18 protein-coding genes and 2 pseudogenes are annotated in these 26425 nt (G+C 60.2%); 5 read left to right on the top strand and 15 right to left on the bottom strand.

Going from position 1 to position 26425, the window contains the following annotated elements:
- The 3 genes from E3O39_RS04195 to E3O39_RS04185 form a co-directional block, all read right to left on the bottom strand.
- Positions 1-1044, bottom strand: a 1044-nt coding sequence (locus E3O39_RS04195; RefSeq protein WP_134446157.1) for a glycerol kinase GlpK, incomplete at its 3' end; no start/stop codon positions are given.
- 102 nt (positions 1045-1146) lie between these two features.
- Positions 1147-1911: an MIP/aquaporin family protein gene (locus tag E3O39_RS04190; RefSeq protein ID WP_134446156.1), complete on the bottom strand. Its 765-nt coding sequence runs from the start codon at positions 1909-1911 to the stop codon at positions 1147-1149.
- 151 nt (positions 1912-2062) lie between these two features.
- A complete protein-coding gene (locus tag E3O39_RS04185; RefSeq protein WP_255454097.1) occupies positions 2063-3784 on the bottom strand; it encodes a glycerol-3-phosphate dehydrogenase/oxidase in 1722 nt (573 codons plus the stop codon).
- A gap of 240 nt (positions 3785-4024) precedes the next feature.
- Between E3O39_RS04185 and E3O39_RS04180 the strand changes: the two genes are divergently transcribed.
- Positions 4025-4834: a sugar-binding domain-containing protein gene (locus E3O39_RS04180; RefSeq protein ID WP_370294632.1), complete on the top strand. Its 810-nt coding sequence runs from the start codon at positions 4025-4027 to the stop codon at positions 4832-4834.
- A 27-nt stretch (positions 4835-4861) separates the two neighbouring features.
- On the opposite strand, the gene E3O39_RS04175 is transcribed toward E3O39_RS04180, so the two are convergent.
- Positions 4862-6700 carry a beta-galactosidase family protein gene (locus E3O39_RS04175; protein ID WP_134446154.1) on the bottom strand — a complete coding sequence of 613 codons (1839 nt, stop codon included), beginning with the start codon at positions 6698-6700 and terminating at the stop codon, positions 4862-4864.
- Positions 6701-7049: 349 nt separating this feature from the next.
- Here E3O39_RS04175 and E3O39_RS04170 point away from each other — a divergent pair, with 349 nt between their 5' ends.
- The gene (locus E3O39_RS04170) at positions 7050-7940 is read left to right on the top strand and encodes an AraC family transcriptional regulator (RefSeq protein ID WP_134446153.1); all 891 of its coding nucleotides are present in this window, start codon (positions 7050-7052) and stop codon (positions 7938-7940) included.
- A gap of 15 nt (positions 7941-7955) precedes the next feature.
- Here E3O39_RS04170 and E3O39_RS04165 read toward each other — a convergent pair whose 3' ends face one another.
- The 10 genes and pseudogenes from E3O39_RS04165 to E3O39_RS04120 form a co-directional block, all read right to left on the bottom strand.
- Entirely contained in the window at positions 7956-8933 is a 978-nt protein-coding gene (locus E3O39_RS04165; RefSeq protein ID WP_134446152.1) for a hypothetical protein, read from the bottom strand.
- A 689-nt stretch (positions 8934-9622) separates the two neighbouring features.
- Positions 9623-9880: a hypothetical protein gene (locus E3O39_RS04160; protein WP_134446151.1), complete on the bottom strand. Its 258-nt coding sequence runs from the start codon at positions 9878-9880 to the stop codon at positions 9623-9625.
- 322 nt (positions 9881-10202) lie between these two features.
- A complete protein-coding gene (locus tag E3O39_RS04155) occupies positions 10203-13520 on the bottom strand; it encodes a DUF5107 domain-containing protein (RefSeq protein WP_166787240.1) in 3318 nt (1105 codons plus the stop codon).
- A gap of 313 nt (positions 13521-13833) precedes the next feature.
- Positions 13834-15114, bottom strand: a complete 1281-nt coding sequence (locus E3O39_RS04150; RefSeq protein WP_134446149.1) for a cellulase-like family protein — start codon at positions 15112-15114, stop codon at positions 13834-13836.
- Between the two features lie 41 nt (positions 15115-15155).
- A complete protein-coding gene (locus E3O39_RS04145; protein ID WP_134446148.1) occupies positions 15156-16085 on the bottom strand; it encodes a carbohydrate ABC transporter permease in 930 nt (309 codons plus the stop codon).
- A complete protein-coding gene (locus E3O39_RS04140) occupies positions 16082-16981 on the bottom strand; it encodes a carbohydrate ABC transporter permease (RefSeq protein WP_134446147.1) in 900 nt (299 codons plus the stop codon). Before E3O39_RS04140 ends, E3O39_RS04145 begins: the two co-directional genes overlap by 4 nt.
- A 116-nt stretch (positions 16982-17097) precedes the next feature.
- Positions 17098-18270: an ABC transporter substrate-binding protein gene (locus E3O39_RS04135; RefSeq protein ID WP_198413378.1), complete on the bottom strand. Its 1173-nt coding sequence runs from the start codon at positions 18268-18270 to the stop codon at positions 17098-17100.
- 46 nt (positions 18271-18316) lie between these two features.
- A complete protein-coding gene (locus E3O39_RS04130; protein ID WP_134446145.1) occupies positions 18317-18913 on the bottom strand; it encodes a hypothetical protein in 597 nt (198 codons plus the stop codon).
- A 338-nt stretch (positions 18914-19251) separates the two neighbouring features.
- A pseudogene (locus E3O39_RS04125) lies at positions 19252-19879 on the bottom strand (transposase); the annotation flags it as partial.
- A 186-nt stretch (positions 19880-20065) separates the two neighbouring features.
- Positions 20066-22948: a glycoside hydrolase family 3 C-terminal domain-containing protein gene (locus E3O39_RS04120; RefSeq protein WP_166787239.1), complete on the bottom strand. Its 2883-nt coding sequence runs from the start codon at positions 22946-22948 to the stop codon at positions 20066-20068.
- Positions 22949-23076: 128 nt separating this feature from the next.
- On the opposite strand from E3O39_RS04120, the gene E3O39_RS04115 reads away from it, so the two are divergent.
- Positions 23077-24348: an ROK family protein gene (locus E3O39_RS04115; RefSeq protein ID WP_198413377.1), complete on the top strand. Its 1272-nt coding sequence runs from the start codon at positions 23077-23079 to the stop codon at positions 24346-24348.
- Positions 24349-24658: 310 nt separating this feature from the next.
- Here E3O39_RS04115 and E3O39_RS04110 read toward each other — a convergent pair whose 3' ends face one another.
- Positions 24659-24925: a hypothetical protein gene (locus tag E3O39_RS04110; protein WP_134446143.1), complete on the bottom strand. Its 267-nt coding sequence runs from the start codon at positions 24923-24925 to the stop codon at positions 24659-24661.
- Positions 24926-25182: 257 nt separating this feature from the next.
- Between E3O39_RS04110 and E3O39_RS04105 the strand changes: the two genes are divergently transcribed.
- Positions 25183-25743 (top strand): cysteine hydrolase family protein, encoded by a 561-nt coding sequence (locus tag E3O39_RS04105; protein ID WP_198413376.1) that lies wholly within the window; start codon positions 25183-25185, stop codon positions 25741-25743.
- A 296-nt stretch (positions 25744-26039) separates the two neighbouring features.
- A pseudogene (locus tag E3O39_RS19260) lies at positions 26040-26425 on the top strand (transposase); the annotation flags it as partial.

The raw sequence follows: 26425 nt of genomic DNA, 5'->3' as shown, positions 1-26425 counted from the left end.
GGGAACGAAGTAGGCGCCGCCGTTGTCCGTGACGGAGAGGGCGAGGGCTTCGATCTCGGAGGCCGAGCCGATGATGCCGAGGTTGTCGCGCAGCCACTGCACGAGCGCGCCGGTGACGGCGATCGACCCCTCGAGCGCGTAGTGCGTCTCGCCGTCGCCGAGCTTGTAGCCCACGGTGGTGAGGAGGCCGTTCTGGGAGTGCACGATCTCGGTGCCGGTGTTGAAGATCAGGAAGTTACCGGTGCCGTAGGTGTTCTTCGCCTCGCCCTGGTCGAACGCGGCCTGGCCGAACGTTGCGGCCTGCTGGTCGCCGAGGATGCCGGCGATCGGGGTCTCGCGAAGCAGGCTGTGTTCGCTCGCGATGCCGTAAACCTCGGAGGAGGAACGGATCTCGGGCAGCATCGACCGGGGCACGTTGAAGGCGGCGAGGATGTCGTCGTCCCATTGCAGGGTTTCGAGGTCCATGAACATTGTGCGGCTCGCGTTGGTGACGTCAGTCGCGTGCACGCCGCCCTCGAGGCCGCCGGTGAGGTTCCAGAGCACCCAGGAGTCCGTCGTGCCGAACATCAGCTCGCCGGCATCCGCCTTGGCCCGGGCGCCCTCGACGTTCTCGAGGATCCAGACGATCTTCGTGCCCGAGAAATACGTGGCCAGCGGCAGGCCGACCTGCTTCTTGAAGCGTTCGACGCCACCGTCAGCAGCGAGACGGTCGACGATGGGCTGGGTGCGGGTGTCCTGCCACACGATCGCGTTGTAGACGGGGAGCCCGGTGGTGCGGTCCCAGACCACGGCGGTCTCACGCTGGTTGGTGATGCCGACGGCGGCGATGTCGTGCCGGGTCAGGTTCGCCTTGGACAGTGCCTGCCCGATGACCTCGCGAGTGTTGTTCCAGATCTCCATCGGGTCGTGCTCGACCCAGCCGGCGCGCGGGAAGATCTGCTCGTGCTCGAGCTGGCCGGTCGAAACGATCGACCCCGCCTTGTCGAAGATGATCGCACGGGAACTGGTCGTCCCCTGGTCGATCGCAATGATGTACTGGGCCATTGAATACTCCTTTGTAGTCGTGCGGTTCAGGTTGGGTGTGGGAATTGCTAGCCGAACGTGCCGCGGCATTCGTCAACGGAGGCCGCGGCACCGGTTCCCTGGTTAGGCCAGGATGGGCAGGAGTGCGGTGGACAGGAGTCCGGCGAGGACGCCGCCGATGATGGGGCCGAAAACGGGGACCCACGAGTATGACCAGTCCGAGGAACCCTTGCCCTTGATGGGCAGGATGAAGTGCGCGATTCGCGGACCGAGGTCACGGGCGGGGTTGATCGCGTAGCCGGTCGGCCCGCCGAGGGAGGTGCCGATCACGATGACGAGCAGGGCAACCGGGAGCGGGCCGAGCGCGGCAAGCCCGCCGTTGACACCCTGGCGGCCACCGCCGAAGGCGATGATCACGAACACCAGCACGAACGTGCCGATGATCTCGGTAAGAAGGTTCCAGCCGTACGAGCGGATGGCCGGACCGGTGGAGAAGACACCGAGCTTGTTCGCCGGGTTCGGTTCCTGGTCGAAGTGCTGCTTGTACGCCAGCCAGCAGAAAACAGCGCCGATGATGGCTCCAAGCAGCTGCGCCCCGATGTAGGTCAGCACCGACAGGAAGTTCACCGGGACCCCGGAGCCGAATTCAGTGGCGCCGGATGCGACCAGGCCGAGGGTCACGGCGGGGTTCAGGTGCGCCCCCGAGTTGTAGGAGACGATGACGCCGGAGAAGACCGCGAGGCCCCACCCGACCGTCACCATCAGGAAACCGCCGCCCAGGCCCTTGTTCTTGGCCAGGGCCACGTTGGCCACCACGCCGCAGCCGAGGAGGACGAGCAGGGCCGTGCCCACCAGCTCCGAGAGAAAAACGATACCGAGATTGTCCACATTGACACCTTTGTTCAGTGAAGCCGAGTTATAGCCGATGGTCGTGCAGCTGAGGTTCCGCCGATGAACAGCGGAAACGAATCGTGAGAAACCTATCGGCCTGATGCGCTAGTCGGTGCATTCCGCCGTGCACGTTTGTGCAGATCGTCGTCTACGCGCGTGGAGCGGATGCCGCGTCGACCGTGGTGAGGTCGACAGCATGCCGGTCGCGCAGCACGTCGACGGCGAGGTCGAGCTCGAAAGCGCGACGTGCGGAATCCCAGCCCAGCACGGGAGCGAGGACTCCCGCGAGTTCTTCGAGCAGCGCCAGGCTGAGCTCACCTCGGAAGGCCATGCTCGTGCGTCGCAGCAGGAGGTCGGTCAGGTGCACCACTGATTCTGTGGCCGCGAGGAACTCGATCTCCCGACGGGAGTAATCGGCGTGGTGTTCGAGCGCTTCGTCCGGTTCCGCGGTGATGAAGTCGATCACGTCGACCGCGCGGGTGCCGTAGCGGGTCAGCAGCTGGTCGGCCCTCGAGGCGCCGACCTCGTCGCCGTTCGCGGCGATCCAGACCCGGTGCGCGGCATCCGTGGACGGGAAGTTGCGGCCGCCGCCGATGGCAAGGCCGGCCGTCGACACGACCCGGGTGCGGCCGAGCAGGGTGAGGATGTCGCCGCTCAGGTGCTCGGCGAGGGCCCGGAACGTCGTCCACTTGCCGCCGACGAGGCTGAGCAGGGTGCCCGGTCGGGCACCGAGCGGACGGGACTCGATGCGGTAGTCGCGGGAGACGAACCCCGGTGCCTCGTCGTCGTGCCGCGGCAGCGGACGCACACCGGCGAACCGGAAGACGATCTCTGAGCGGTCGACGGCCACATCCGGGAAAACGTGCTTGACGAGATCGAAGAAGTAGTCGACCTCGGCCTCGGTGCAGAGCGCGGGCTGGGTCATGTCGTGTTCGAGGTCGGTGGTGCCGACCAGCACCCGGCCCGCGAGCGGGTAGATCAGCACGATGCGGCCGTCCTTGTGCTCGAAGAAGATTTCGCGGCCACCCGTTGCCGCGAGAAGCTCCGGGTTGTCGAGCACGATGTGCGACCCCTTGGTGCCGCCCATGTAGGTGCTGGTCTGGCCGAGGGCCGTGTTTGTGAGGTCGGTCCAGGGCCCGGAGGTGTTGACGACGATGTCGGCCTCGAAGCTGAATTCGGCGCCGGTGACCGTGTTCCGGAGACGTACGCCCGCGGCATCCATGCCGATGGCCTCGATGTAGTTGGCGCTGCGCGCGTGCGCGCCGGCGGCCAGGCCGTCGGCCAGCACGTCGAGCGCGAGGCGCTCGGGGTCGTGCATGGAGGCGTCGAAGTAGGTGGCCGTGTACTTCAGGCCCGGGTTGAGGCGCGGCAGCAGTCTGAGCGATGCCTTCCTGCCGAGGAACTCGTGCCGGGGCACCGTGCCGCCGTCGCGGGAGAAGGAGTCGTAGAGCATCATGCCGATCTTGATCAGCAGGGCGCCACGTTCCTGGGCCGCACCCTGGCGGTGAGTGAGGAAGCGCATCGGCGCCGACATCACCCCGGAGAAGGTGGAGTAGATCGGAATGGTCGTCTTGAGGGGCTTGACGTAGTGCGGGGCGATCTTCAGCAGGCTGTTGCGTTCCTCGACCGACTCCTTGACCAGGCGGAATTCCCCGTTCTCGAGGTAGCGCACACCACCGTGGATCATGTGGGAGGAGGCCGACGAGGCGCCGGAGACGTAGTCGCCCTTGTCGACAATCGCGACGTCGATGCCCTGCATCGCCAGGTCGCGGAAGGTCGCGATGCCGTTAATTCCGGCACCGATGATGAGCACGCTCGCCCGAGGATGAGCGGCGATGGCGGCTTGAGCGGCTACGGCACCGAGGCGGATACCCGGCGCGGATGCCCCGGCGGGCTTCTGGTTTGAGGGGGTCACTGTTCGCTCACTTCTGTGTGGGTCGGCAGGTCTGGTGTGTGGGTCTGCAGCCTTAGGTCTGCAGCGGCGGCGGACAATCACCGGCTCACGGTCCTGCGCATGCCGCGCAACCTCGTGGGTCAGTACAGCATGCGCAACACCACACAAACGGTCAATACCTGTGCACACACGTGCACACATGTGCAAGCAGAAGCTATGACCATCACAAACGATCCATCCCTGTCCGGCCGAACCGATGACGCCCTCACGGCGGCGCAACCGTATTACGTGCAGGACCACCTGACCATGGAGGCCATCGCGCACGAGCTGCACACCTTCCGTTTATTGGTGTCCCGCCTGCTGAGGCAGGCCAGGGCCAACGGGCTCGTGGACATCCAAATCCGTTCCCCGCTCAACGCGACGAGCCGCCTGGATTACACGAGCGAGATCCTCCGCCGCTTCGGTGACGCGTTCGGAGCCCACGTCGAGCAATTCCCGGTGCAGACCTTCTTCGACGACCCCGCGACGAAGCGGGCGTTCTGGCGGGAGCGCGGCGTGACGAGACTGCTCGAGATGCAGGCGCGAATAAACGTTGCACTCTTCGGGCTCGGCTCGCCATTCTCCAAGGTGCCCAGCCACGTCTACGCGCGCGGGTACTTCGAAGACGAGGACTTCACGGCCCTCAGCGCGGCCGGCGTCGTCGGCGTCGTCGGCGACGATGACGTGGCGCCGTCTTCTTCCGCGCCGACGGGTCCATCGACGGGATCCCGCTCAACGAGCGCGGTACCGGGCCAGATCTCGCCGTGCTGCGCGGGGCGCCCCGGCGCATGTGTCGCCAGAACAGCGCTACCCGATGAGGCGACGCGCCACCCGCCCCAAAAGTCGCTTGACATCAATAAGAACATCCACTCAGCGGGACGTGACCAACCACCACGCGTTCACTCTGATCGGATTGCTCTTCAGGTACTCGGGGTCCTCCGCTCCACGGAACGCAAGCCCGACAGATTTGCCCACGGTTCAGAGTGAGAAGTAGGCCTGATAACGCTTCCTGGATTAGTAGTCGGTATTTCCGAGCGATGGCCGAGGTAAAAAACGCGCGGTTGACTGGGCGTGCGCATGCAGCTCCAATATTATGAGCTCGTTGATTCCAGTTCTCAGTTCGCTGCGGGGAATGTATAGGGTGCTCTGAGGGCCTCGTGACCAGTAACGTCCGAGGTTGAACCCGTTGATCCAGGCAATTCCCTTTCCCCATTCAGAGGTATCTAGGAAGAGATCAGTACTTGCGGACAGGGTGAATTCAGTCTTCGAGAAGCTTGGCCCCATCGGGTCTGAATTCAGGGTGGGAATGCCGGCAAAGAGGGATCCGTCAATTGAGGTGAGGTCCAGACTGAGGACCTCCCAATGCACCAGTTCTTCACCGTTGAGGGTGATCGGCCCGATTATTCCTTTTGGCTCTCCAATACGGGGGCCATACGAGACTCTGCCAAGGTCCTCCACAAGCAGTTCCAGGATGTCGCCTGCAGGCAACGCAATTGCTCTCTCTCTGTTGTCACGGTTAAGTGCTCCGACGCTTGTGCCGTCGATCGACACGAGCGCGCGATCACGGATCTCTGCAAGACGTAAAATCCCGGAGCGAGCGATATTGTCGGCAGAATGGTGCAGAGTGGTTCGGTAGACGCAGAGGCCACGGTATTGCTCGGTGTGATCCATCGTTGGTGCGTGTTCAAATGCTCTCCATCTGCCAAGTTTCTCGCGTACGTCGGTCAGCGGAACAGTGATTTGGAACGGCGTTTGAAAGGCGGGTGCGTCTGTTGCTGACGCTGGGACACAGGCAGGGAGCTGGGAATAACGGCCGATGACTTCGCGGAATGCGTGGTATTTCTCAGTTGGGTATCCGGCTTCGTCAAGGGGGGCGTCGTAGTCGTAGGAGGTGACTTGGGACTTGTAAGTGCCTTTGTCATTCGCGCCGTTGTTGAATCCGAAGTTCGTGCCGCCATGGAACATGTAGATGTTGACGGATGCGCCTGCGGCTAACATCGAATCGAGTTCGAGGGCCGCATCCGCAACGGGGGTCGTGTGGTGGTGTTCGCCCCAATGATCGAACCATCCGTCCCAGAATTCGGAGCACATGAGCGGTCCTGTGGTTTGGTGTCGGCGCAGCGTTGCGAGTCGCTCATTGCTTCTGGAGCCAAACGAAGCAGTTCGGTGCAACTCGGGGAGGCTGCCGTCATCGAGCATCTGGTCGGTCGGCTGATCGACCGTCGTGAGGGGCACGGTAATACCAAGGTCATGTGCCATAGCGACTAGAGCCTGGAGATAGGGTTTATCAGCCCCGTAGGCTCCGTACTCGTTTTCAATTTGAAAGAGAATGACGGGCCCACCTCGATCGATCTGGGCTACCGAGATGATGGGAAGTAGTTGCTCAAAATACTCACGGACGGCCGTAAAATATCTAGGTTCAAACCGTCTGATACGCACGTCCGGATCAGCGGTCAGCCAGGCCGGTAGTCCCCCGTTGTCCCATTCAGCGCAGATGTACGGGCCGGGCCGAATGATTGCGTGCATACCTTCCTCTGAGACAAGGCGTAGAAATCGGGCCAGGTCGAGTCCGGCCGTTGTATCGAACACGCCGCGCTGCGGGGCATGTTGGTTCCACGGAACATATGTCTCGATCGTGTTGAGACCCATCAGCCTGGCCTTATGGATTCGGTCGGCCCATAAATCTGGGTGCACGCGGAAGTAGTGGAGAGCGCCCGAAATGATCTGAAACGGCTTGCCGTGAAGCAAGAAATCGTCAACACCGATTGTGAAGGTCGGCGACTTGGTTTCGCGTTTGAGTGAGGAGGTTTCGCTGTTGACCGTCAAAATCCCGTCCCGCCTGCTGAAAGACATTCTTGGTGCCTGGGCCAAGGACGGGTGTGGAGGCGAATGCGCCGGGACCGCTCGACCCAGTTCGGGATATCGACGTCTAGGCGCCCGAGTGCTGTGGCGTGTACATGAACTCTGCGCCACACGCGAGGGATGGTAAAAGCAAACTCATCGAGCGTCTTCCGAGTCGTACTCTTCACGCTTCTTTGCTCCTCTTGACTATGAAAGTGCTCGTGGCAGGATGGGTACTCCCGTGCCCCGGAGGGTGGAGGGAAGCTACCCTGGGCCGTGATCTCACTTGTATCTAAGGGCAAAGGTACGATCGATTTAGGCCGTCGAACACGAGAGAACGGTTGAGTATCTGGAGAGAACGATGACAGCGGTGACCAATTTGTCGGGTGTGATCCCGGATGGTTTCCCGGGTCAGCGGATGCTTGTGGTGCCACGCCCTCGAGTGAGGGAGGCGCTGGCCCATCCAGGGACGGCGCACCTTGTCGTCACGGACTGCGGGTATTTTCCACAGGCGCATTCTCATGGCCGAGTACGGCAAAGCCCGATTCCTCAGGCCGTCGTAATTCTTTGTGTCAAAGGAAAAGGTTGGTGTGTCACCGCGGCGGGCAGGTTCGCTGTCACCGCGGGACAGGTCATTATTTTGCCTCCGCATCAGGCTCATTCGTACGGCGCTGATTCTGACGACCCTTGGACTCTTTGGTGGTTGCATCTGGACGGAAGTGACCTTGAAGGGTTTCTCTCGTTCGCGGGAATGACAATTAGTGCGCCCGTTCGGACGCTGTCCGACATGTACGCAACTGTGTCGCTCGTTGCCGAGGTGATCCAATGGATGGAGCGTGACACAACAGATTCGAGCCTCCTCTCAGCAGCTGGCGCGGCTTGGCATTTGATGGCTTTGCTTGCGTCAGACAGAGCTAGTGCGGGGGGGACGAGCAACTCTATTGAGCGGGCGATTGACTACCTGCGGAGCCACGTCACCCAGCGAATAAGCGTGACGGACCTCGCTGCGATGGCGGGGTTGAGTAATTCCCATTTTGCGGCACTTTTCAAGGGGCACACCGGTTTGGCGGTCCTGAATTACCAAACTCAACTCCGGATGGCTAGCGCCCGCGAGTTGCTAGACACGACCACACAGCCGGTAGAAATGATTGCCCATAGTGTTGGTTACGAGGACTCGTTCTATTTTGCTCGCCAGTTCAAGAAGATCCACGGGCTGACTCCTTCTGTCTATCGTAAGCACGACAGGGGCTGATCCGTTGGGCAGTCGCTAGGGTGTGCCAGCCGTATGGGCAGACCACTGGATATCGAGGCGTGCGCAGCCTCCGGGCTCGATCGTATGTAGGGGCGATAACACTTCCAATTCGACGAGCCACGCGTTCGGATGAAAACCGTTGAGCTCGCTGAGGGCATGCGGTATCGGGGATTGCGCCCATACTTCGATCCGTGATCCGTGGTCTGGGTATTCCGCTCTTTTGTCGACGGCGGTTTTGAGGACGAGGCTGGTTCCTGCCGGTCCACGCCACTTAATCTCTCCAGTGGAGTGGGGGAATCCGAATTTGGCGACCCCAGGTTCGATCGGCACTCGCGCGATGCCGTCTGCGATGGTTGGTCTTACTGCGCCTGCGTATCGTGCGAGTTCGATAGGTGGATGGTTGGACGAGACGGTGACTTCTACTGCAGAGTCCGTTGCCCCATCTCGGGCCGCGAAAGTGTCGATTTGGCACACTTCCCAGAGAGACCACCGCACATTGCGGTGGGATGTGTTCGTAAAGGTGGTGTGTTCGAAGAATGAGGAGCCGGTGGCTGGGATCCGGAATTCGCGTTCGACTTGAAGGCCAGTTCGAGCGTCGTTGGGGCTGGCCATGATGACCTGCTGTACTTTCTCAATTGGGAGCCAAGTGGATTCGAAGGTCCACTCACCCGCATCGAGGACAGGATCCGGTGGGCCCGCCCATTGCCCTGCACTTTCTCCTTGCGGTGCCGGCCAGGTCTTGGAACCACCGACGTTGGCCCAAGAGGCGAACGTGCCGTCCAGTGTTGCCCAGGACAGCCTCGGCTTAAGAGCGCGAAATTTTCTGTCAAAGAAATCCGGGTTGATCCACAGCAGTTCTTTCCCTGCGATCTGGAGAGACAGAAGGCGACCCCCAACGGATGGCAGGAAGACGAGCTGCAAGTATTCGTTGCTGATCCGATATAACTCGAGAGACGGGTCGCCGCTTTCAAGTTGGTGAACTGACAACTTCATAGTCCAGGACCACCGCCACATTTTGAGTGGTCTCGGATCGCCTTTAGGAACAGAATATCCCCGTTCATGTCTAGTTGACCGTTGGCGATGCGGAGATCACGGACGCCGCAGTTCGTCGTCAATCGGTCGACGGGGTGGTGGCGTCCGTCGCGGCCGGGGGTAGTTGTGCAGAGAGTTGCTTGGACGGTGAGTGCATTGGTCTCGGAATGGACATGGTCTCTGCCGTGGACTCGGAACTAGGGTCGAGCTGTACGTTTCCGGTGAAGTCCGCATGACCATGGTTTTCGAAGAGAATCCGCGCGTCAAGTTGACCATCTGCGGTTGTGATGAGCACCTTGCTCAACGATGTTGGAGCGACACTTTCGAGCCAGACTGAACGCATGATGCCAGCATATGACCAGTAGTCGACGGGCTTGTATGGGATCTCAAAGTCGTCAGTGACTGGCTGGCATGGCGGACTGTACGAGGTGTGGGAAGTCCGAAGAAACATGCGAACGGCGAGTGTGTGCAATCGGCTAGGCCTGATCGAGTCGGTCGGTGATCGGCAAGGAGAACAGCGTGTGAGCGCCTTCATACTTACCTAGGGGAACTCCGTCGAGCCACACATCGGCGCTGTAGCCAACGGCTCGGAAATTAAGGCGCAGATGACGCTCCGTCCGACCGCCGAATAGTTTCACTTCACGCCGGCATCAGGCATAGCAGTCGAGGAATGCCGTACCCCCGCCGAAGTGGCTACCATCCAGAGAGCCGAAAGCTGCTGTGGCGAGCAAGTCCCGCGCGGAAGGGACGGCGATACTTTGCCATTCACTGTCGTCGAATCTGGAGTTGTTCCAGCCGCCGTCCAGCCCGATAACCTCGGGGTCAGATGCAAAACGCCATTGTCCATCGAGGTCGATGTATTCCCGTTCAGGTTCTCTAGTGCGCCAGCCATCGAAGCTGGGCAGCACCGCTCATAAGAGAAGACCACTTTGGTTTCGCCGACTCGCTGCACGTGCGTGCCAGACGGCTCAGTTGGAGGATGGGTATCGAGAATAGGCATTTCTCCTGGGGTGACAGCCGCCGTCGCTTGCGCAGCTGTCGACCGCACCGGTAGTGCGACGATTCCAACACCGCACAAAGCACTGGAAAGGAAACTCCGCCGCTTCATTCCTGCGGGGAAGGGTGATGGAGATGAGGGAGCGGTCATGATGTCTCCTCATGTTCGTAGGGAAGCCCTGGAAGTTGGAAGTGTGGGATTGCTGGCTGTGGTGTTTCCCTTCGGGGCCTGCCCTAGGAGTTCGCCGTTTCCCGAGTGGAACTATCCATATTTTTGAGTATCGAGAGTTGTGTGCGGATAGTCGAGACGACGTGGTCGCGTTCGGCTGCTGGGTCGTCAATGAACAGCAGCATTGTGGGAAGGCTCGTTGCAAAGAAGTCAATTTTTGCCACTGATTCCTCATATTCATTTACCCACGTGTCGAGTTTCTGGGCGACTTGCTGCGCCTGCTCATGGCGTCCAAGTCTGTGGAGTGCCACGATCGCGTGGTGTGTCTGGGTGCTGAATGGTGTTGCCGACATCTTGGTGAAGTCACCGGTTGACTGTGCAGCCTGTTGCCAGTGCCCTTCGGCCGCGCACATGTCGCCAGCTCCTGCCCAGGAATCTCCAAGCGCCAACTGCAGTTCGGAGACGTTGGCTAGGGGATGCCGCCCCTCGCCGAGGTTTTGCGGAGGTCGCAGTGCTGCTTCTAAGAGCCTGATGGCCAGTTCGTGATTATTCGAGGTATTGGCGCTCCGAGCTAGGGAGAGGGCGGCCCGATCCCAGGCAGCGAGGACTTGCCCCTCGCCGCCTTCCCATGGTTGGAACTGTCTTTCAGCGAGGAGAGTTTGAGCATCGCGCGCTCGGTCGACATCGATCAGAAGTTGCGCAAATGACACCGTCAAGTCGTCACGCTGGTTCACGATTTCCTGGCGTTTCTCCAGCTGTATAAAACGTTCCTCGGTGGACGTCCCAAGCCGCGCAGAAAGCTGGTCAAATTCAAACCAGAGTTTCGCGTTGCCAGGTTCCCCGTTGAGGGCACAGTGGTAGTGATCGGTCGCGGCATCGAAGTCGCGGAGCACGTTGTAGGAGGCGATGCCGAGATTCCGATGGACGACGGTCGCTACTTCAGTGGACGGGGTGGAGCTGAGCGAGAGGTGCCAGAGGCGGATCGCGTCAGCATATCGGCGACGGTCGTAGTACCAGTGCCCTAGCAGGGAGGCTGCGAGTGGGTCACCCGGTTTAATTTCGAGAGCCGTTCGGAGCGCATCGACATCATCGAGGCGTGATGGGAGAGTGAGTTTTGAGGACCCACGGCTGGCTGCATCTACAGCGGCTCTGGCCTCCTGTGCTTTGCCGGCTTGGTGGAGGAGAGCGGCACGGTGGTAAGAGATTAGTGGCCCTACGTTTACTTGCCCGGGCGCAAGAATGGGAAGGAGCGCCGCTGCGTCGTCTAGTGCCGTAAGTGCGTGATCGATGAATCCTGCGGCGGCGTATTCAAGCGCGACGTCGAGCATTACCGTGGCGTCCGACGTGACGGGCTGCTTGCGGAGGTGTAGTGCCCATGCATCGAGCGGATCTTGGCTGAGGGTATTCGCGAGAACCTGGTCGGCTTCGGCAACGTGGCCGGCCGTCTGGAGTAGAAGCGCGAGCAAGTCGGCTGCCTGCAGGTGGCGATTATCCGTTGTGAGTACGTCTCGAAGCGTTTTGATAGCGACGTCGATCTGCCCCATCTTGGCGTGCTCACGAGCGAGAAGATAGCGTGCCGGGACTACGTACGCGTTGTCCCATGACGCACGTGCGAGAACGTTGAGCGCCTCTCGCTGCCGTCCGAGCCGCGAGAGGGCGAGGCCGAGCCGGTAGTGTGCTGATCCATCCAGTGGAGTGGGTGCCCATTGAGTGCGGCGAGTCACACTTCGGGACAGCATCTCGACGGCGCCCTCATAGTCGGCGCAGTCATAGAGCCGTTCACCGAGTCCGGCAGTGGCTCGTGACTCCTGGGGATCCCGGGTCAGGATTTCACGCCAGTAGGGTTCCGAGGATCGCGTCGCGTGTCGATACTGGTCGAGATAGACGGCGATTTGAACTAGTTCGTCGATGGTGCCGACATCGCTGGGAGCGGCCGGTTCTTCAGCGTGCCGGGGTTGCTCAGTGATCTCTTCATCCTGTCGTGGATTGAGAGTGAGCATGGTTTTCTCGTCGGTAAAGATGCGTAGCTCAAGTTCATCGCCTGGCTGCTCTTGGCAAAAAGAGACATCATAAAGGAACGGACCCGCAGGGCTTAGACGGTGGGTGCCATCGTAGAGAACGCGACCATTGCTTGCGCTTAGTCGTACGTGGGCGTGCGGAATGACTTCAGATGAAACTATTCCGATGCGCGCTCCGGCTTCGGTGATGTCTAGCCGGGCGGCCACATCAGCACTTGCCTCCTGAGCCGGTCCTATCTGGCTAAGCGGATACCAGAATTGGCTAAACGTCTTCGTCTCGCCGGCGGCCAGATACGCAAAGTCAGGCTGGTTGTCGGTGTAGACGCCGGCCATCAGCTCCACGTACGGACCATCGGCATCGGTAAGATTGCTATCCCAAGCCCACCCAAATGGTGCGTTGCCCCAAGTCCACTGTTTCTTGCCCGGGGAAATGTCGCGGCTGGCCCAGTGAACAAAGCCGGCATTTCGGCCGTGATCGTATCCACCAAAGAATTCGCCGTCGGTAGACGTAACCATGTACGAGGTCGGCACGGGAATGTTGCGATACCAGTCCAGCCGATCAGCATCGGGGCTCTCCGGGGTAACCCGGCTCGGGTAGTCGATGCCGTAATAGGACGTCCGGGCGTGCGGGAAACTTACGATGGCACGCTTGGCATGGTCAGCGACGTAGTTGACATCTGTTGGGAAGAACGACTGGTAGTCGTCATTGACGGCGGCCGCGACGTTTGCCCACCACAGGAACGTCTGGCGAGTTTCGGACCGGTTGTAGAGGCGCACCCGCGCTTCGATCTTTGAGCTATTCGGCCGCAGTCGGATACCGTGCATACCCTTCATCCGAGCAAACGGATCATGGTCGGAGCACCAGACAGTCACCGAGCCGTCATCTTCGTGCTCAATACTGACGTCGGTCGGGAGGAATGTGGCCGGGCGATGGTGCTGAGGCCAATTGAACTCAATCCCCCCCGAGATCCAAGGCCCCGCGAGGCCCACGAGAGCGGGCTTGATGACGTTGTTGCGATAGAACATGTCGTACTTAGCTACTTTGTCATAAGCGATGTGTATCCGGCCGCCGAGCTCTGGAAGGATTACCAGACGGAGCCACTCGTTTTCGAGATGTATCGCTTGCCACAGGTGAGGAGACTTGGTCTGACTGATGCGTTCGTGGAATGGCAATGGGAACACCCGTCCCGACGAGCCTTGGTAGACGCGAGTTTCAAGAAACGCGGGAAAGTGGTCCGGTGTCTCTGGGAGGTATGTGTCGATGCTGATTGGTTCGGACCATGCTGCCACGGGCGCAGCTGCCAGGGCAGCGGGAATTGAGGGGAGAGTAATTTTTGATGCCCGTGAGGGCCCTTCGGTGAGCATAGAGCGAGCATATGGTTGGTCAGCTTGGGTCCGGAATACACAATTCAATGGACAACCTAGACAAAACAACTTTTTACCCGCCGCAATACGTGCGTCACAGTGACGCATCTGACCCTATTTGCTGGACGTTTCTTACTTCAGTGCTCGACAAGACTTCACGAAACCATGGATTAGGCGGTCGCTCGGGGATGCCGCGCAACTCCTGGTTTTGCGCGAACGGGTTTCACATTGCGACACTGCGCTTTCGGGCGCGACGGCGCCGGGGCGGGTATGAAGCTGCTCACAAATAGTGAGCACGCTTCTTTGAATTGCGCTATTTTGCTTCCTGAAATAGCCTGTTCAGTCGTCGTTGGAATTCGATGTTCGCCCACCCCGGGTGGTGCGGAGCGGAGTTTGACCCGGGCAACGTTCCCCAGTAGCCCAGGTCGGCGCATCGTTGCACGGCGTAGGCCGCGAAGTATTGTCCGACTGGCCCATCCTCGAAATCGGCCTCAAGAGGCGTGTATCCGATCCAACCTTCGCCGATCACCGCAGGTACGTCGTGGTAGGTGGCCCAGATCATGACGGCCTGCAACCGGGCCTCCAACGCCTGTTTCATAGCAATTTCATGCTCTGCGAAGTGCCGGTACAGCCACGCGTCCCAGGCGATCGGGTCCACCCAGTCGTAGGCATAGAACATGCTTGTGGTGATGCCCGTCGCTTGTAACCGCCACGGTTCGATCGTTGTAGTCCATTCGTCGAACGGGGGTGCGTCGTCTCTGAGAATGGACTTCAGTTCCTCGGTTGGGAAAATTGGCGGCTCTGCGCGAACCTGCGCCCATGCTTCGAGAGAAGCAAGGACTCCGTAGATGTAGAAGTGTTGGTGTGCCACTTGCGCGTTGTCGGGGATGGATGCGAGGTCTAGGTAAGGCGGAATGCCGTAGCACACTGTCGATAAGACGTCGGGATGGGCGTCCTGTAGAAGCCGGAGGGCATTCTCCAGATACGGTCGTTGCGCCCAGAAAGTATCGAGGCCCTCCGATGGGACTTCTGTTAGGCGGGATAGGTCGACCTCGTTGTGGATCTCGACATACGCTATGCGGTCGTCAAGTGACTCTTTCTTGAGGTACGTCACCAGTTTCGCCTCGGCATGGGCGAGTGCCTCGTGCCGATTCTTCGCGGGAATTGCGCGGAGCATGTCGTGCCACGATGAGTTGGAGAGAAATGCGGAACTTTGCTGGTATTCCCATGACGAGATGATCACGAAGCAGCCGTGACGCTTGGCCGCTTTAAAAAGAGCCAAGAGGTGGGCGCGTCCATTGAGCACGGCGCCCCCGGCGGCGTTGTACCACCTCGTGCGCTGACCGGTGTCGCCGCCCATGTTCACGAATTGAAGCGCCTTCGTGTCGATATCGTGTTCTCCGAAGAGGAGCAGGGGCGCCGCGCAGATGCGAACGGTGTTGTAGCCGCGATCGACGGCTTCAGCGAAGGCACGATCAAGATCGTAAAAGGGTTCGCCCTTGGCTGTTTGAGTATACCAGGTGAAGTCCCAGAGGGTGATCGTCAGCTTGGCGGGAAGTTGCGCTGGGGTCGTGGTGAGACGTGAGGGAGTCATCGGTTCCTTCTATCGATCATGGAGGGTATTTGAGGAACGTTTCATCCCTTGACGCTTCCTTCGGTAAGACCCGCCTTCCAAAATCGTTGCAGGCTCACGATGGCGATCATGATCGGGATGACGGATAGGAAGGCGCCACCGATAGCCAGTTGGTACAACTCGGGGTGACGATCTGAGACACTCTGCCATTGGACGAGACCGAGGGTAATTGGATAGAGGCTTTGGTCGGAGAGCATGACGAGCGGCAGAAAAAAGTTGTTCCAGATGCCGATAAATTGGAACAAGAAGATCGTCACGGCGGCGGGCATCATCAATCGCAGGACAAGAGTGAAGAAGATCCGGAATTCTCCGGCCCCATCGAGACGCGATGCCTCAAGAAGACTGTCTGGGACGGCGGCTTGCGCGTAGATGCGGCCGAGATAGACACCGAACGGGCTCACGAGGGAAGGGAGGAGCACAGACCAGTAGGTATTGACGAGGCCGACTTGGCTCATGAGTAGGAACAGCGGAAGAGCCAGTGCTGTTCCGGGAATCATTACGCCGGCCAGAATGATGTTGAACCAGACCTCGCGGCCGCGGAAGGTGAATTTTGCTAAGCAGTATCCAGCCGCGAGAGAGCAGATTGTGGCCACGACGGCGCCGACTCCGGAATATAGGACGCTGTTGAGCGCCCATCGGCCGAAGATTCCGCCGTTGTACGTCACGACATTGACCAGGTTGGTCAACAGCTGAGGGTTGTCCAGGGCCAACCCGGAAGACCCAAATAGGCTACTTGTGGATTTGGTGGCGGCGATTGTGAGCCAATACACCGGAAAGAGAAAGTAGACGGCGGCAACCGCAAGGGCAGCGGTTACCAGAATTCTCCAGCCGGGGCTGCGCTGAATCTTGCGTGGCTTTTGGACCGTGCTTGGTTGCTTTGACGACTGATTCTTTCCTTTTTTGCCGGTGTAAGCGCGTTCGGTGGTTGTCATGATGGGCTCCCCCCTCGAGTGACGAGTTTGAGAAATCCGAATGAGAACGCGCATGCGACGAGTGCCAGAAGGACTGACTCTGCGGCGGCAAGGTTGTAGTTGTTATTCGCAAATGCCTCGTTATAGGCAGAAAGGTTGGGCGTGAAGCTAGAGGTGATTGCGCTCGAAAGCGGTTTGAGGACGAGCGGCTCTGCGAAGAGTTGGATGGTTCCGATGATTGTGAAAACAGTCGTGAGCACGATGGCCGGGCGGATAAGCGGCAGCTTGATCCGGGTGATGACCTGCCATGCGTTCGCGCCATCGATGGAGGCTGCTTCGAAGAGATCAGCGTCGATAGATTTCAGTTGGGCGACGATCACAAGCATGTTGTAGCCGGCATACTGCCAGGTGACGATGTTGGCGATGGACCACAGGATCGAACCTCCACCGAGGAAGTCGAGATTCAGTCCGAGAGCTGACCCGAAGTTGACCAGCGGGCTCAGTCCCGGGGTGTAGAGAAAACCCCACAGAATCGAAGCGATAACACCAGGTACCCCGTACGGCAAGAAGTACGCCGATCGGAAGAACCGCACACCCCAGGCAGATGCTGCGTCGAGCAGGAGCGCCAGAGCGGTGGCGAGGATAATCATGACCGGTACCTGAACGACTGCGAACAGGAGGACCCGGCCGAGGCTGGCGACGAACGCCGAGGCACCAAGTGCGGTGATGTAGTTGTCTAGGCCAACGAAAACGGGGCTGCTACCGCCCTGACCGAATGCGCCAGAACGTTGGATGCCGGTCACGCTCTCGTAGATCGCATAGACAAGGGGCAGGACCATCGTCAGCGTGAAGAGGACGATAAAAGGGCCAAGTAGCCCGGTTATCGTTAGTCGGTGTCTGGATCGCGTGGTTGTCATGACGCTGTCTTTCTCTGCAATTCCTGGATGATTTCTGTGGTGTTTGGGTGTAGCCGTGAGGGGGGAAGCGGGGCCGGATCATGATCGTACGGTCTGACCCCGCAGCGTCCTGTTTGTCAGTCCCCTGCGCGAACTTTTAAGCCCTTCGCCTCCAAGTCAGCAATCGTCGCGGTCTGGGCGGCCTTCACAGCGTCCACGAAAGTCCCGTGGCCTTCAACGGCCGCTTGGAAGCCATCGTTTAGGTGCGTGTAGGTGTTGGCAGTTGTCGGTATCCAACCCCACGACGTATTGATGGACTCGTCAGACTTCTTGAAGACGTCTTTGTTTGCGTTCTGGCCACCGAGGAATTCCTCTGGTTTGTCGAGAGTAGATCCGGCAAGCGCGTTCTTCGCTGCGGGCCAGCCGTAGCCGCCAGCGAGAAGAAGGCTGATGCTCTGCGGGTCAGTATTGAGCCAGACCGCGAACTTCTCCGCAGCCTGCGCGTTCGACGTGCCCTTGAGCACTGCGGTGCTCGAGCCACCCCAGTTCGCGGAGGCGTAGGTGCTATCCCACTGCGGCAGTGGGGCGACCTTCCATTTCCCTGCAGTTGTCGGTGCGTTCCCCGAGAGGATGGACCCGCCCCATTGGGCAGACGGCCAGGCGACGATATTGCCGTTCTGGAGATCGCTGTACCACCCGTTGGCGAAATCAGGTTCGGTCTTGATGAGCCCGGCTTCGCGAAGTTTGTCCCAGTAGGAGGCAACTTTGAGTGTGGTGTCCGAGTCGATGTTCACGGTCCAAGTATCTCCATCGAGGCCGAACCACTTCGCGCCTGCCTGCCACGCGAGAGCCGTAAACCACGCTGAGTTACCAGGGGCGAAAGTATTGATATATTGAGCCGGGTTCGCGTCGTGAATGGTTTTGGCGGCCACGGCATATTCGTCCCACGTCGCCGGAGCCTTCAGCCCCAGGGCGGAGAAGATATCCTCCCTGTAGTACAAGCCCATCGGTCCGGATGCTTGAGGCACCGCGTACACGGAGTCGCCGAATGTTGACTGCCCCAGCTGCCAGTCCACGAATTTGCTGCTCTCGACGCCCATCCCGAGTGGCTTGAGATCAACAAGACCATTTTCAAGAACGAAGCCGGGAAGTTCCTGGTATTCGATCTGAGCGAGATCGGGCGCCCCCTTGCCTGCCTTCAAAGCGGAGTACATCTTCGCGTACGTTCCGGAGCTTCCCGCAGGTGTTTGCTCCAACTTGACCTGAATATTCGGGTTTTCTTTGTTCCAAAGGTCCACGGCCTTGTCCACGCCGGGCACCCATGACCAAAACGTGAGGTTTGCCTTCTCTGAAGGATCAGAAGAGGACCCGGGTGGCGTGCTGGTACATGCGGTCGTAGCGAATACCGCCGCCACAGCTACCACTGCTGCAATCGTCCTGATGCGTTTCATTTTCTCTCCTCGTTGAGGTACTGGGCTTGGGACGCAACATTGTGTTTAGCGCGGTCGGACGGGCACAGTTCTGCAAGGTTGTGGCCCCGGCACTCGCATGATATTTGCGCTTTAAAACAGGGTTTCGTGATGTGCAGTAGCCGCCAAAATCGGCTTCTTCGGGGCCAACGAGGCGGTTCTTGCGTTCAACCTGGCGCTCCGTGTCGGCAGCTCGCTCCCCATGGAAGGGCGACAGCCGACCATAGGAACTTTTCTTTGAACATATGGTGAGTCTAGGCACTTCAGTCCGCCGCCCGGAATGAGCGAAGCGCTGAAGAAACAAGACAAAACGCTGATCGATCGTGGGCCATAAAAGTTGAATATCGCCCATGAACGACGCTGACACAGCCACCGATGCCCGACCTTGTGGGAACTCGGATTGCGGCGGGTGCCCCGCTTCCAAAACGTTGAACCAGTTTTTGTGATGATCCTGTGATCCTGCACTTCCGGTGATGAAGCCCACACGCGATCGAATAGGCAGCCAAAACGGATGGTCCGGGTCATCGATCGTGCTTGGCGAGTAGCGCTTGATGGTAGTGCCAGTCCGCGCAGCTGGTATGTCCTGTCTCAGCTCTTTGTTTACAACCTGTCTCATGACGTTGTTGACACCATGTCTCAGAGCCTTGTTTACGCGAGGTCTCAGGACCCTGCTTACAACTCCGGTCTTTGTGAATCGCGGCAGCAGGGCGCTTTCGATAATGGGCAGTGCCCAGATCCCTTACTCCCTCCGTCCGCCGTGATTCACAACGGGTCAAGTCCAAATGTGTGGTGTACCGAGTTTTCCGCGTGATTCTTGGATTTCTAGGCGCTGAGGGCGCTGAGTTCGGTTGTGGGTTCCTCCTCCTCGGTCGGGATTGGGGTGAGGCGTGAGCGGCTGAGGACGTCGAGGCCGAGGTAGCGGCGGCCTTCGATCCATTCGTCGTGTTGTTCGGCCAGGACCGCTCCGACGAGCCGGATAAGGGAGCCGCGGTCGGGGAAGATGCCCACGACGTCGGTGCGGCGGCAGATCTCGCGATTGAGGCGTTCCTGTGGGGTGTTGGACCAGAGCTGACGCCAGCTCTCCTTCGGAAGCCCGGTGAACGCGAGAACGTCCGCCCGGGCCGCCTCAAGGTGGGTGTCGACCGCGGGGAGCTTCTCCTCGAGGGCGTTCAGGACCCGGCCGAACTGGGCGTGGACGGCGTCCTTGTCGGGCTGTTCATAGACGCAAGTGGAGCAGGGTCTTCACCCACGGCCAGCTAGACTTCGGGGTCGCGGACATCAGATTCGCGGCGTAGTGGGTGCGGCAGCGCTGCCAGGTCGCGCCAGTCAAGGCCGCCCCGATCGCTGCCACGAGACCGGCGTGAGCGTCGCTGGTGACGAGCTTAAACCCGGTGAGGCCGCGCGCGGTCAGGCCGCGGAATAAGCCGAGCCAGCTGCTACCCGGGGACGACACCACACTTGCCCGCGGCAGAGTCGTGTTGAGCCGACGGTAGAGGCTTACAACCCCGAGGTATTGATCCCGCTGGGCGACCTTTGCATGGGTCGCCCAGCCACAGGAACTACGCGGGGTTCAGTTAGACGTTGTCGAGCGCGAGCCTTTGTCTTCCCGCGGCCACAGCGTGGGAGCGAACACGGGTTACCGCACTTTCCGGGTAACCGATAAAACGAGTTCTTCGGATGAGGCGCCAAGGGAGATCATTCGGTCACCCGATCCAATCACCCACTTCTGACCGATAGTGTCCCAGGCGGATACCTGCTGCCGGTCGACGTGGAGGGTTGCCGTCTTCGACTGACCGGTGGCCAGTTGGATGTGATCGAACTGCACCAGCTTCTGTGCGGACTGTTGGAACCCGCCAGTTACGATGCCATTGGCGTCATAAGTCGGCACGGCAAGATCTGGGGAAGCTCCGATGTACACCTGAGGGGAGTCTGCTCCGTCCTTCTCGCCCGTGTTCTTGACGGTGAACGTGACGTCAAGCCCGCCGTCCTTCGCGTTCTTCACGCGAAGCCCGGAGTACCGAAACGTCGTGTAGGAGAGCCCGAAACCGAACGGGTAAAGCGGCTCATAACCATTGACGTTCGCCGTCGGGTCGGTGTACCAGCGGTAGCCCACATCGACTCCGTCTGTCCATTTGATTGACGGTCTGGTCTCCGTTCCGGTCTGCGTTCCGGTGGTGCGCTCGAGGTTGCTGGAAAAGGGCGTGGAGTCGTCGTTCTTGGGGAACGTCATCGGGAGTTTGCCCGATGGGTTCACCAGCCCGTAGAGCAGGTTGGATGTTGCCTCGCCGCCCCGTTCGCCCGGATACCACATCTCGAGGACAGCATCGACGTTGTTGACCCAGGGCATTGCCACGGCGGTTCCGGAGTTGAGGACGACAACGGCTTTGTGGCCGGCCGCATGGGCTGCGGCACTCACTGTGTTGATGAGTTCTACCTGCGTCTTGTTGAGGTTCCGAAGGGCGGCCGACGTAGACGAGTTCGGTCCGGCACCCTGAGTGATCCCCGGGGTGGAGTCATCGACGAAAATGACAGTTTCATCGTTCGTCTTCGCCGCCGCGACTGCTTTGGCTGTGTTCTGTGCCAGGGGGGCCCAGGCGAAGCGGACCGTTGGTGCCGTGGCTGTTGTGAGAGTCGGTTTGTAGGTGAAGCTGATCTTGTGCAGTCCGACCGATAGTTCCAGGCTCACGCCCAGGTTCTGCTTGCCGAGGTACTGGTTATTGGACGCACGCTCCCCGCCAGGGAATGCGTTCGGCAGGATGTTCCCTCCAGGGTTCACGATCGTCTGCGCAGCATCATCAACGCTGAGGCTGAGCGGCTCCGGCGGAGCGTTGCGGCTGGGCTCCTGCTGGATGCCGCCGTTGTACGCCGACTTGTTGCCCGTGTTAATCCCGTATGGCCGCTGGAGAAGCAGCCCGTAGGTGTCGGCTGTGGTGACGTTCAGGTAACCAGTCCAGGTGTACTGGCCGCCCTTGGCAAGGGTCGTCTGCTGGCCGTCAATGGTGCTATCAACGGTCGTGGAGCCATCGGCGCTCGCACGGGTGAGGCCGGGCAGGGCGTTCGCGTCCTTCGTCACTCTCAGGTTGGCGGTGGGGACGGTGTCCCCGATCCAGTCCACGCCCGGCGCGGAGGTGACGTTTGCCGAACCCACCTGCGCCGTGACGGCCTTGAGCGGGGTGTATTGGACCTGGTCGCCAAAGCCGCGAGCTCGTTCGCCGCCAGGGCTTGCGGGTAGGAGCGTCGAGGTGGGCCCGACGACCGCGACGGTTTTGTTCGTCGACAGGGGAAGAGCATCCTTGTCATTCTTCAGGAGAACGCCGCTTTCCTCGGCCAGCGCCAGAGCGACATTATCGCCACTCTGCTTGTCAACGCTCGTGCCGTTGTAGGTCGATGTGACGTCGCCGTGCTGTGGTACCGCCGACTCGTGCGCAGTGGGAATCTTGCTGTTGTCAAGCAGGCCGAAGCGCTCGTACTCGTACAGCATGCGCGCGACCGCATTGGCCGTCGCAGCGGCATAAGGTGCACTAAACGATGATGACGTCAAGTCGATGAGTGGGACCAGCTTGGACGCCGAAAGGTTGCTGGAGGCGAACTCATTGTCCATCCCAGCTAGGACGTCCGACGTTGCCTTGCTGGCGGTGTAGTCGGACGTGATGAAACCCTTGAGTTGGAACTGATTCTTGACGATGTTGGTGAGGAGATTGGAGTTCGAGCAGGCGTACTGTGGTGCGCTTTGCTCGCCGACAATCTGGAAGATCGCGTAAGAGCACATCACCGAGCTGACGCCGCCCTGCTGGATTGCGGACTGCGCTGGTGCGAGGTAGATCTCGTGGGCCGCCTGTGATCCGATCAGCGACGGTGTGTCTCGATCTTGGCCGTTGTAGAACGACACGTGTTTGACCTGTGACATGAGACCGGTGCTCTGAATGCCGTTGATCTCGGCCGCAGAGAACTGGGAGGAGACGAACGCGTCTTCACCATTCGTAGTCAAATTCCTGGACCAGGAAGGGTAGCGCGCCATATCGACCTGGGGACCGTAAACGAGATCTACGCCCAGAGCCCTCCCCTGTTTTCCGACTTCTTCACCGAGGACGTTGTACGCATTGCGGTCGAAGGAAGAGGCGAGTCCAAGTCGGGTGGGGAATGCTGTTCCGTCGGCGTATACGTTGATGCCCAAGGCGTCAGCATGCCGGATCGCGGGGACGCCAAGTCGGGGAACCCCGGCCAGGTAGCCTGCTTGGCCGTGGTTATCTGGATCGACGCCATGCTCGACTACGGCAACCTCTTCGCCCGGGGTCATCTGGGAAAGAAGATATGAGACAGTCTTCGTAAATGGGGCATCCGAGGCGGTGGCCGGTGAGACCCGGGGGGTGGTCGCCGGGGTTGGCTGCGCGGCGGCCGCCACAAGCGTCCCTGAGGCCATGCTCAATACCAGCGCAATGCCGACACCCCCTGCGCACATGGACAGCGCGGTCTTTGCGACCCTCCTGTCACGTCGCCCCTGATTGCTGATCTGATTCACGGTTGTCCTCTCTGACACCATTACAGGATTGATCCAGCTCTCCCGAGTCGTCTCCGACCCGGAAGCAAGCATCTTCGGCGTCTTTACTGCTGTGCGCAGAACAAGCACGGGTACCGAGGCTGGTGCAAGTGAACCGCGAATTTTCTCGTCAGTCAATGCCTAAAAGACTGTATTTCTGTCTTTTTTTTGGCCATTCACCGCAAGAAAGATTTTTTTGGCACCATCACACTGCCTATGCTGGCAAGGTGACCGATGTACGAGCTGTCGCCCCGCGAGATAGGGCCCTTGAAGACCTGTACGACCGTATTCGGCTTGCCCCCGAGGGACTTTCTCGTTCAGAACTGGCCTCATCGACGTTGATGTCCCCAAGCGGTGTCACATTCCTGGTGCGTCGGCTTTTACGCGAAGGCCGTGTGGTGGAGGTCGACCCTCTCGCGAAGGGCAAGGGATCGGGGAGCGGTCGACCAGCTCTACGTCTGCTCCCGACTCCATTGTCGGGATGGGTAGCGGGTATCGATTTTGGCCACAAGCACATTTCCGTGGCACTGGCTGATGGTTCTGGCGCGGAGATTGCGAGCGCGACGACGTTGCTGAACGTCGACTTGGACGCGCAGGAGGCAATGAATGCGGCCTGCGAGCTTCTCGACCGGTTATGTGAAAAATACGAAGTCGGCGATCTTGTCACGATTGTTGCGGGTATCCCGGGCCCCGTGGACGCGCAACGCGGAGTAGTCCGATCGCCCACGATTTTGTCGGGCTGGGTCGGGCTTGATCCGGCTGCAGAGCTACAGCGGCGCTTGGGGCACAGCGTGCTGGTAGAAAATGATGCAGTCCTCGGCGCGATCGGAGAACATCGGCGCGGTGTGGCATCCGGGCATGATGACGTTCTTTACGTGAAAATTTCCGACGGCATCGGAGCGGCACTCATTCTGGGAGGCCGAATCTACAAAGGCTCAGCAGGATTAGCTGGAGAAATAGGACATAATCGACTCGAAAACAACGCGGAGCTGTGTCGCTGCGGTAGCCGAGGGTGTCTTGAGGCAGTGGTTTCAGTCGACAGCGTCGTCGCGCAGCTAGCCCACAGCCATGAAGGCGTCACCATCGACCGAATCGACAGCCTCCCCTTCGCAGATGAAATCACGGACCGCATCTTCAGCGACGCCGGTCGTACCGTGGGTCAAGCCTTGTCCTCGCTGTGTAACCTGCTCAACCCCAGTCTCTTAGTGGTCGGCGGCACACTCGGAACGGCCAATCCTGCGCTTCTCACCGGCATCAGACTGGGTATCGATCAGTATGCGCAACCTGCAGCAGCTCAAGGAATGACCGTTGCAGCGGCAGAACACGGAAGCCGAGCCGAACTCGTTGGAGCGCTTTATCTCGCCGCCCGCGCAAATTTCTAACGACCGGAAAAGCTGACGCTGCACGTCGTCACCGCCTGACTCGGACCGAAAGGCAGACGAACGTCGGCACGGACGATCGTCAAGAGCTCTCCCAGGTCAGCCCGCTCGTCTGTTTATGACGGGTGATCGAAAATCACATGTAGGTCCGCGCACTTATGACGCTGGCCCCCATGATCATGGGCGCCCTCACTGGATTCTCTCGCACGGCCGCCTTGAGTGCCGAAGTCACCGTTAAGGATCACGAAGTAGGTGATGCCGAACAAGGCCACCGACCATCCGATGTCGACTTCGATCGCGGCGACGACCTCGGTCAAAATTCGCAGGGCGCCCCGACCGCCCAAGCATTGCCGACAAGGGCGATGAGCACGGCGGCGATCACCGGGCCTGCGTGGGCGAAGATGCTGCTCCTCGCCGACAGTAACCCATTTGCGCTCTGCCGCTCGGCGACGCGAACAACCTCCTGCGCCAGTCCCGTGGATTCGGGCCGAAAGAAAGCACTCGCCGCACCGTTACCCGCCTGCAGCAGGACCATCGCCCAAAGCACCGGGGCATGCTGCGTCAGGATCAGCGCACGCACCCTGCGTGCACAACCGCACCAAATCGCTGGTGACCATGAGGCTCTTGCGCGGCAATCGGTCAGCCCAGGCACCGCCGAGCAGCACAAAAACGACCAGCGGGACAGTCCGACCGGCGAGCACCAAGGTTACGTGCAGCTGAGTGCGCGAAACGGCAGGCCCACGTCGGCGCATCGACCTGGTTCTCGTCGATCAATTCCTGCCCGTGACGATGAGAGTGATGTGGGAAGATGGCACAAAAAAACGAAGCGGAGCAGGTGTGAGCACTGGAATTGTGGTCATTGACATTCAGAACGACTACTTCCCCGGGGGTGCATATCCCCTCACCGGGAGTGAGTCCGCTGCGGTCATCGCCCGGGGCGTCCTCGACGCGGCCCGTGCGATCGGAACCCCTGTCATGCACTTCCAGCACCTCGCCACCGAGGCGGATGCGACGTTCTTCGTCCCCGGGACCGCGGGGGCCGAGATCTACCCGCTCGTAGCGCCGGTGGCGACCGAACACCACTTGACCAAGGGCTCCCCGAACGCCTTCATCGGCACCGGGCTCGAACAGCTGCTCCGGGACGAGGACATCGAACACCTCGTCATCATGGGCATGATGAGCAGCATGTGCATCGACGCCACCGCCAGGGCCGCGCTCGACCTCGGCCTCCTCGTCACCGTCGTGCATGACGCGTGCGCCGCACCCGACTTCGAGTTCCAAGGCACCGAAGTTCCCGGGGCCTCCGTCCAGGCCGCCTTCATGGCCGCCCTCCGCGACGCGGGTGCCGACGTGCTCGCCGCCGCCGACCTCAACCTCGACCAGATCCCGGCACACTAACGTCATCCCGCCCGGCCGGATCGACAACACGACACGACTCAGAGGAAAGCCCACCGCACGCAAGGTACAACTAGCAGGCAGATCTTGCGAGCGTATGTCTTGAACAAGGTGAGCCATTCGCCGTACCGATCGCTTCACCGAAGTCGGCATTGTCGCCTCGGTCGGGTCCCAAAGCGACCGTTACGACAACGCGATGGCCGAAACCTTCAACTCAGTCTTCAAGGCCGAACGGGACTGCCCCCGGTTTGGTTGACTCTTGACCTGTGGAGATTCGTCTTCGCTGGAAAGATGTCATCATGCCCAAGCCCTACCCACCCGAGTTCCGCCGTGACGTTGTCGCGGTAGCCCGGAAGCACGAAGCCCCGCTGAATCAGATCGCGAAGGACTTCGGGATCTCGGAGTCCTGCCTGGCGAACTGGCTGAAGAAAGCCGACGTCGAAGAAGGCGTCAGGCCCGGTGTGACCGAGAAGGAATCCACCGAGCTCCGGGATGCCAAGAAGCGCATCCGGCTGCTCGAGCAGGAAGCCGAGGTCATGCGGCGGGCCGTCGCGTATCTCTCCCGGGACGTCAACCCAAAATGATCTACCCGCTGGTCCGTGAATTGGCCGTCGACGGTGTCCCCGTCACGGTGACCTGCCGGGTGTTGCGCTTCTCCAAACAAGCGTTCTACCAGTGGAAGCGC

The organism is Cryobacterium sp. MDB2-A-1 (assembly GCF_004402675.1).
Taxonomy (GTDB): Bacteria; Actinomycetota; Actinomycetes; order Actinomycetales; family Microbacteriaceae; genus Cryobacterium; species Cryobacterium glucosi.
This window is presented reverse-complemented; position numbering and strand designations above follow the sequence as displayed.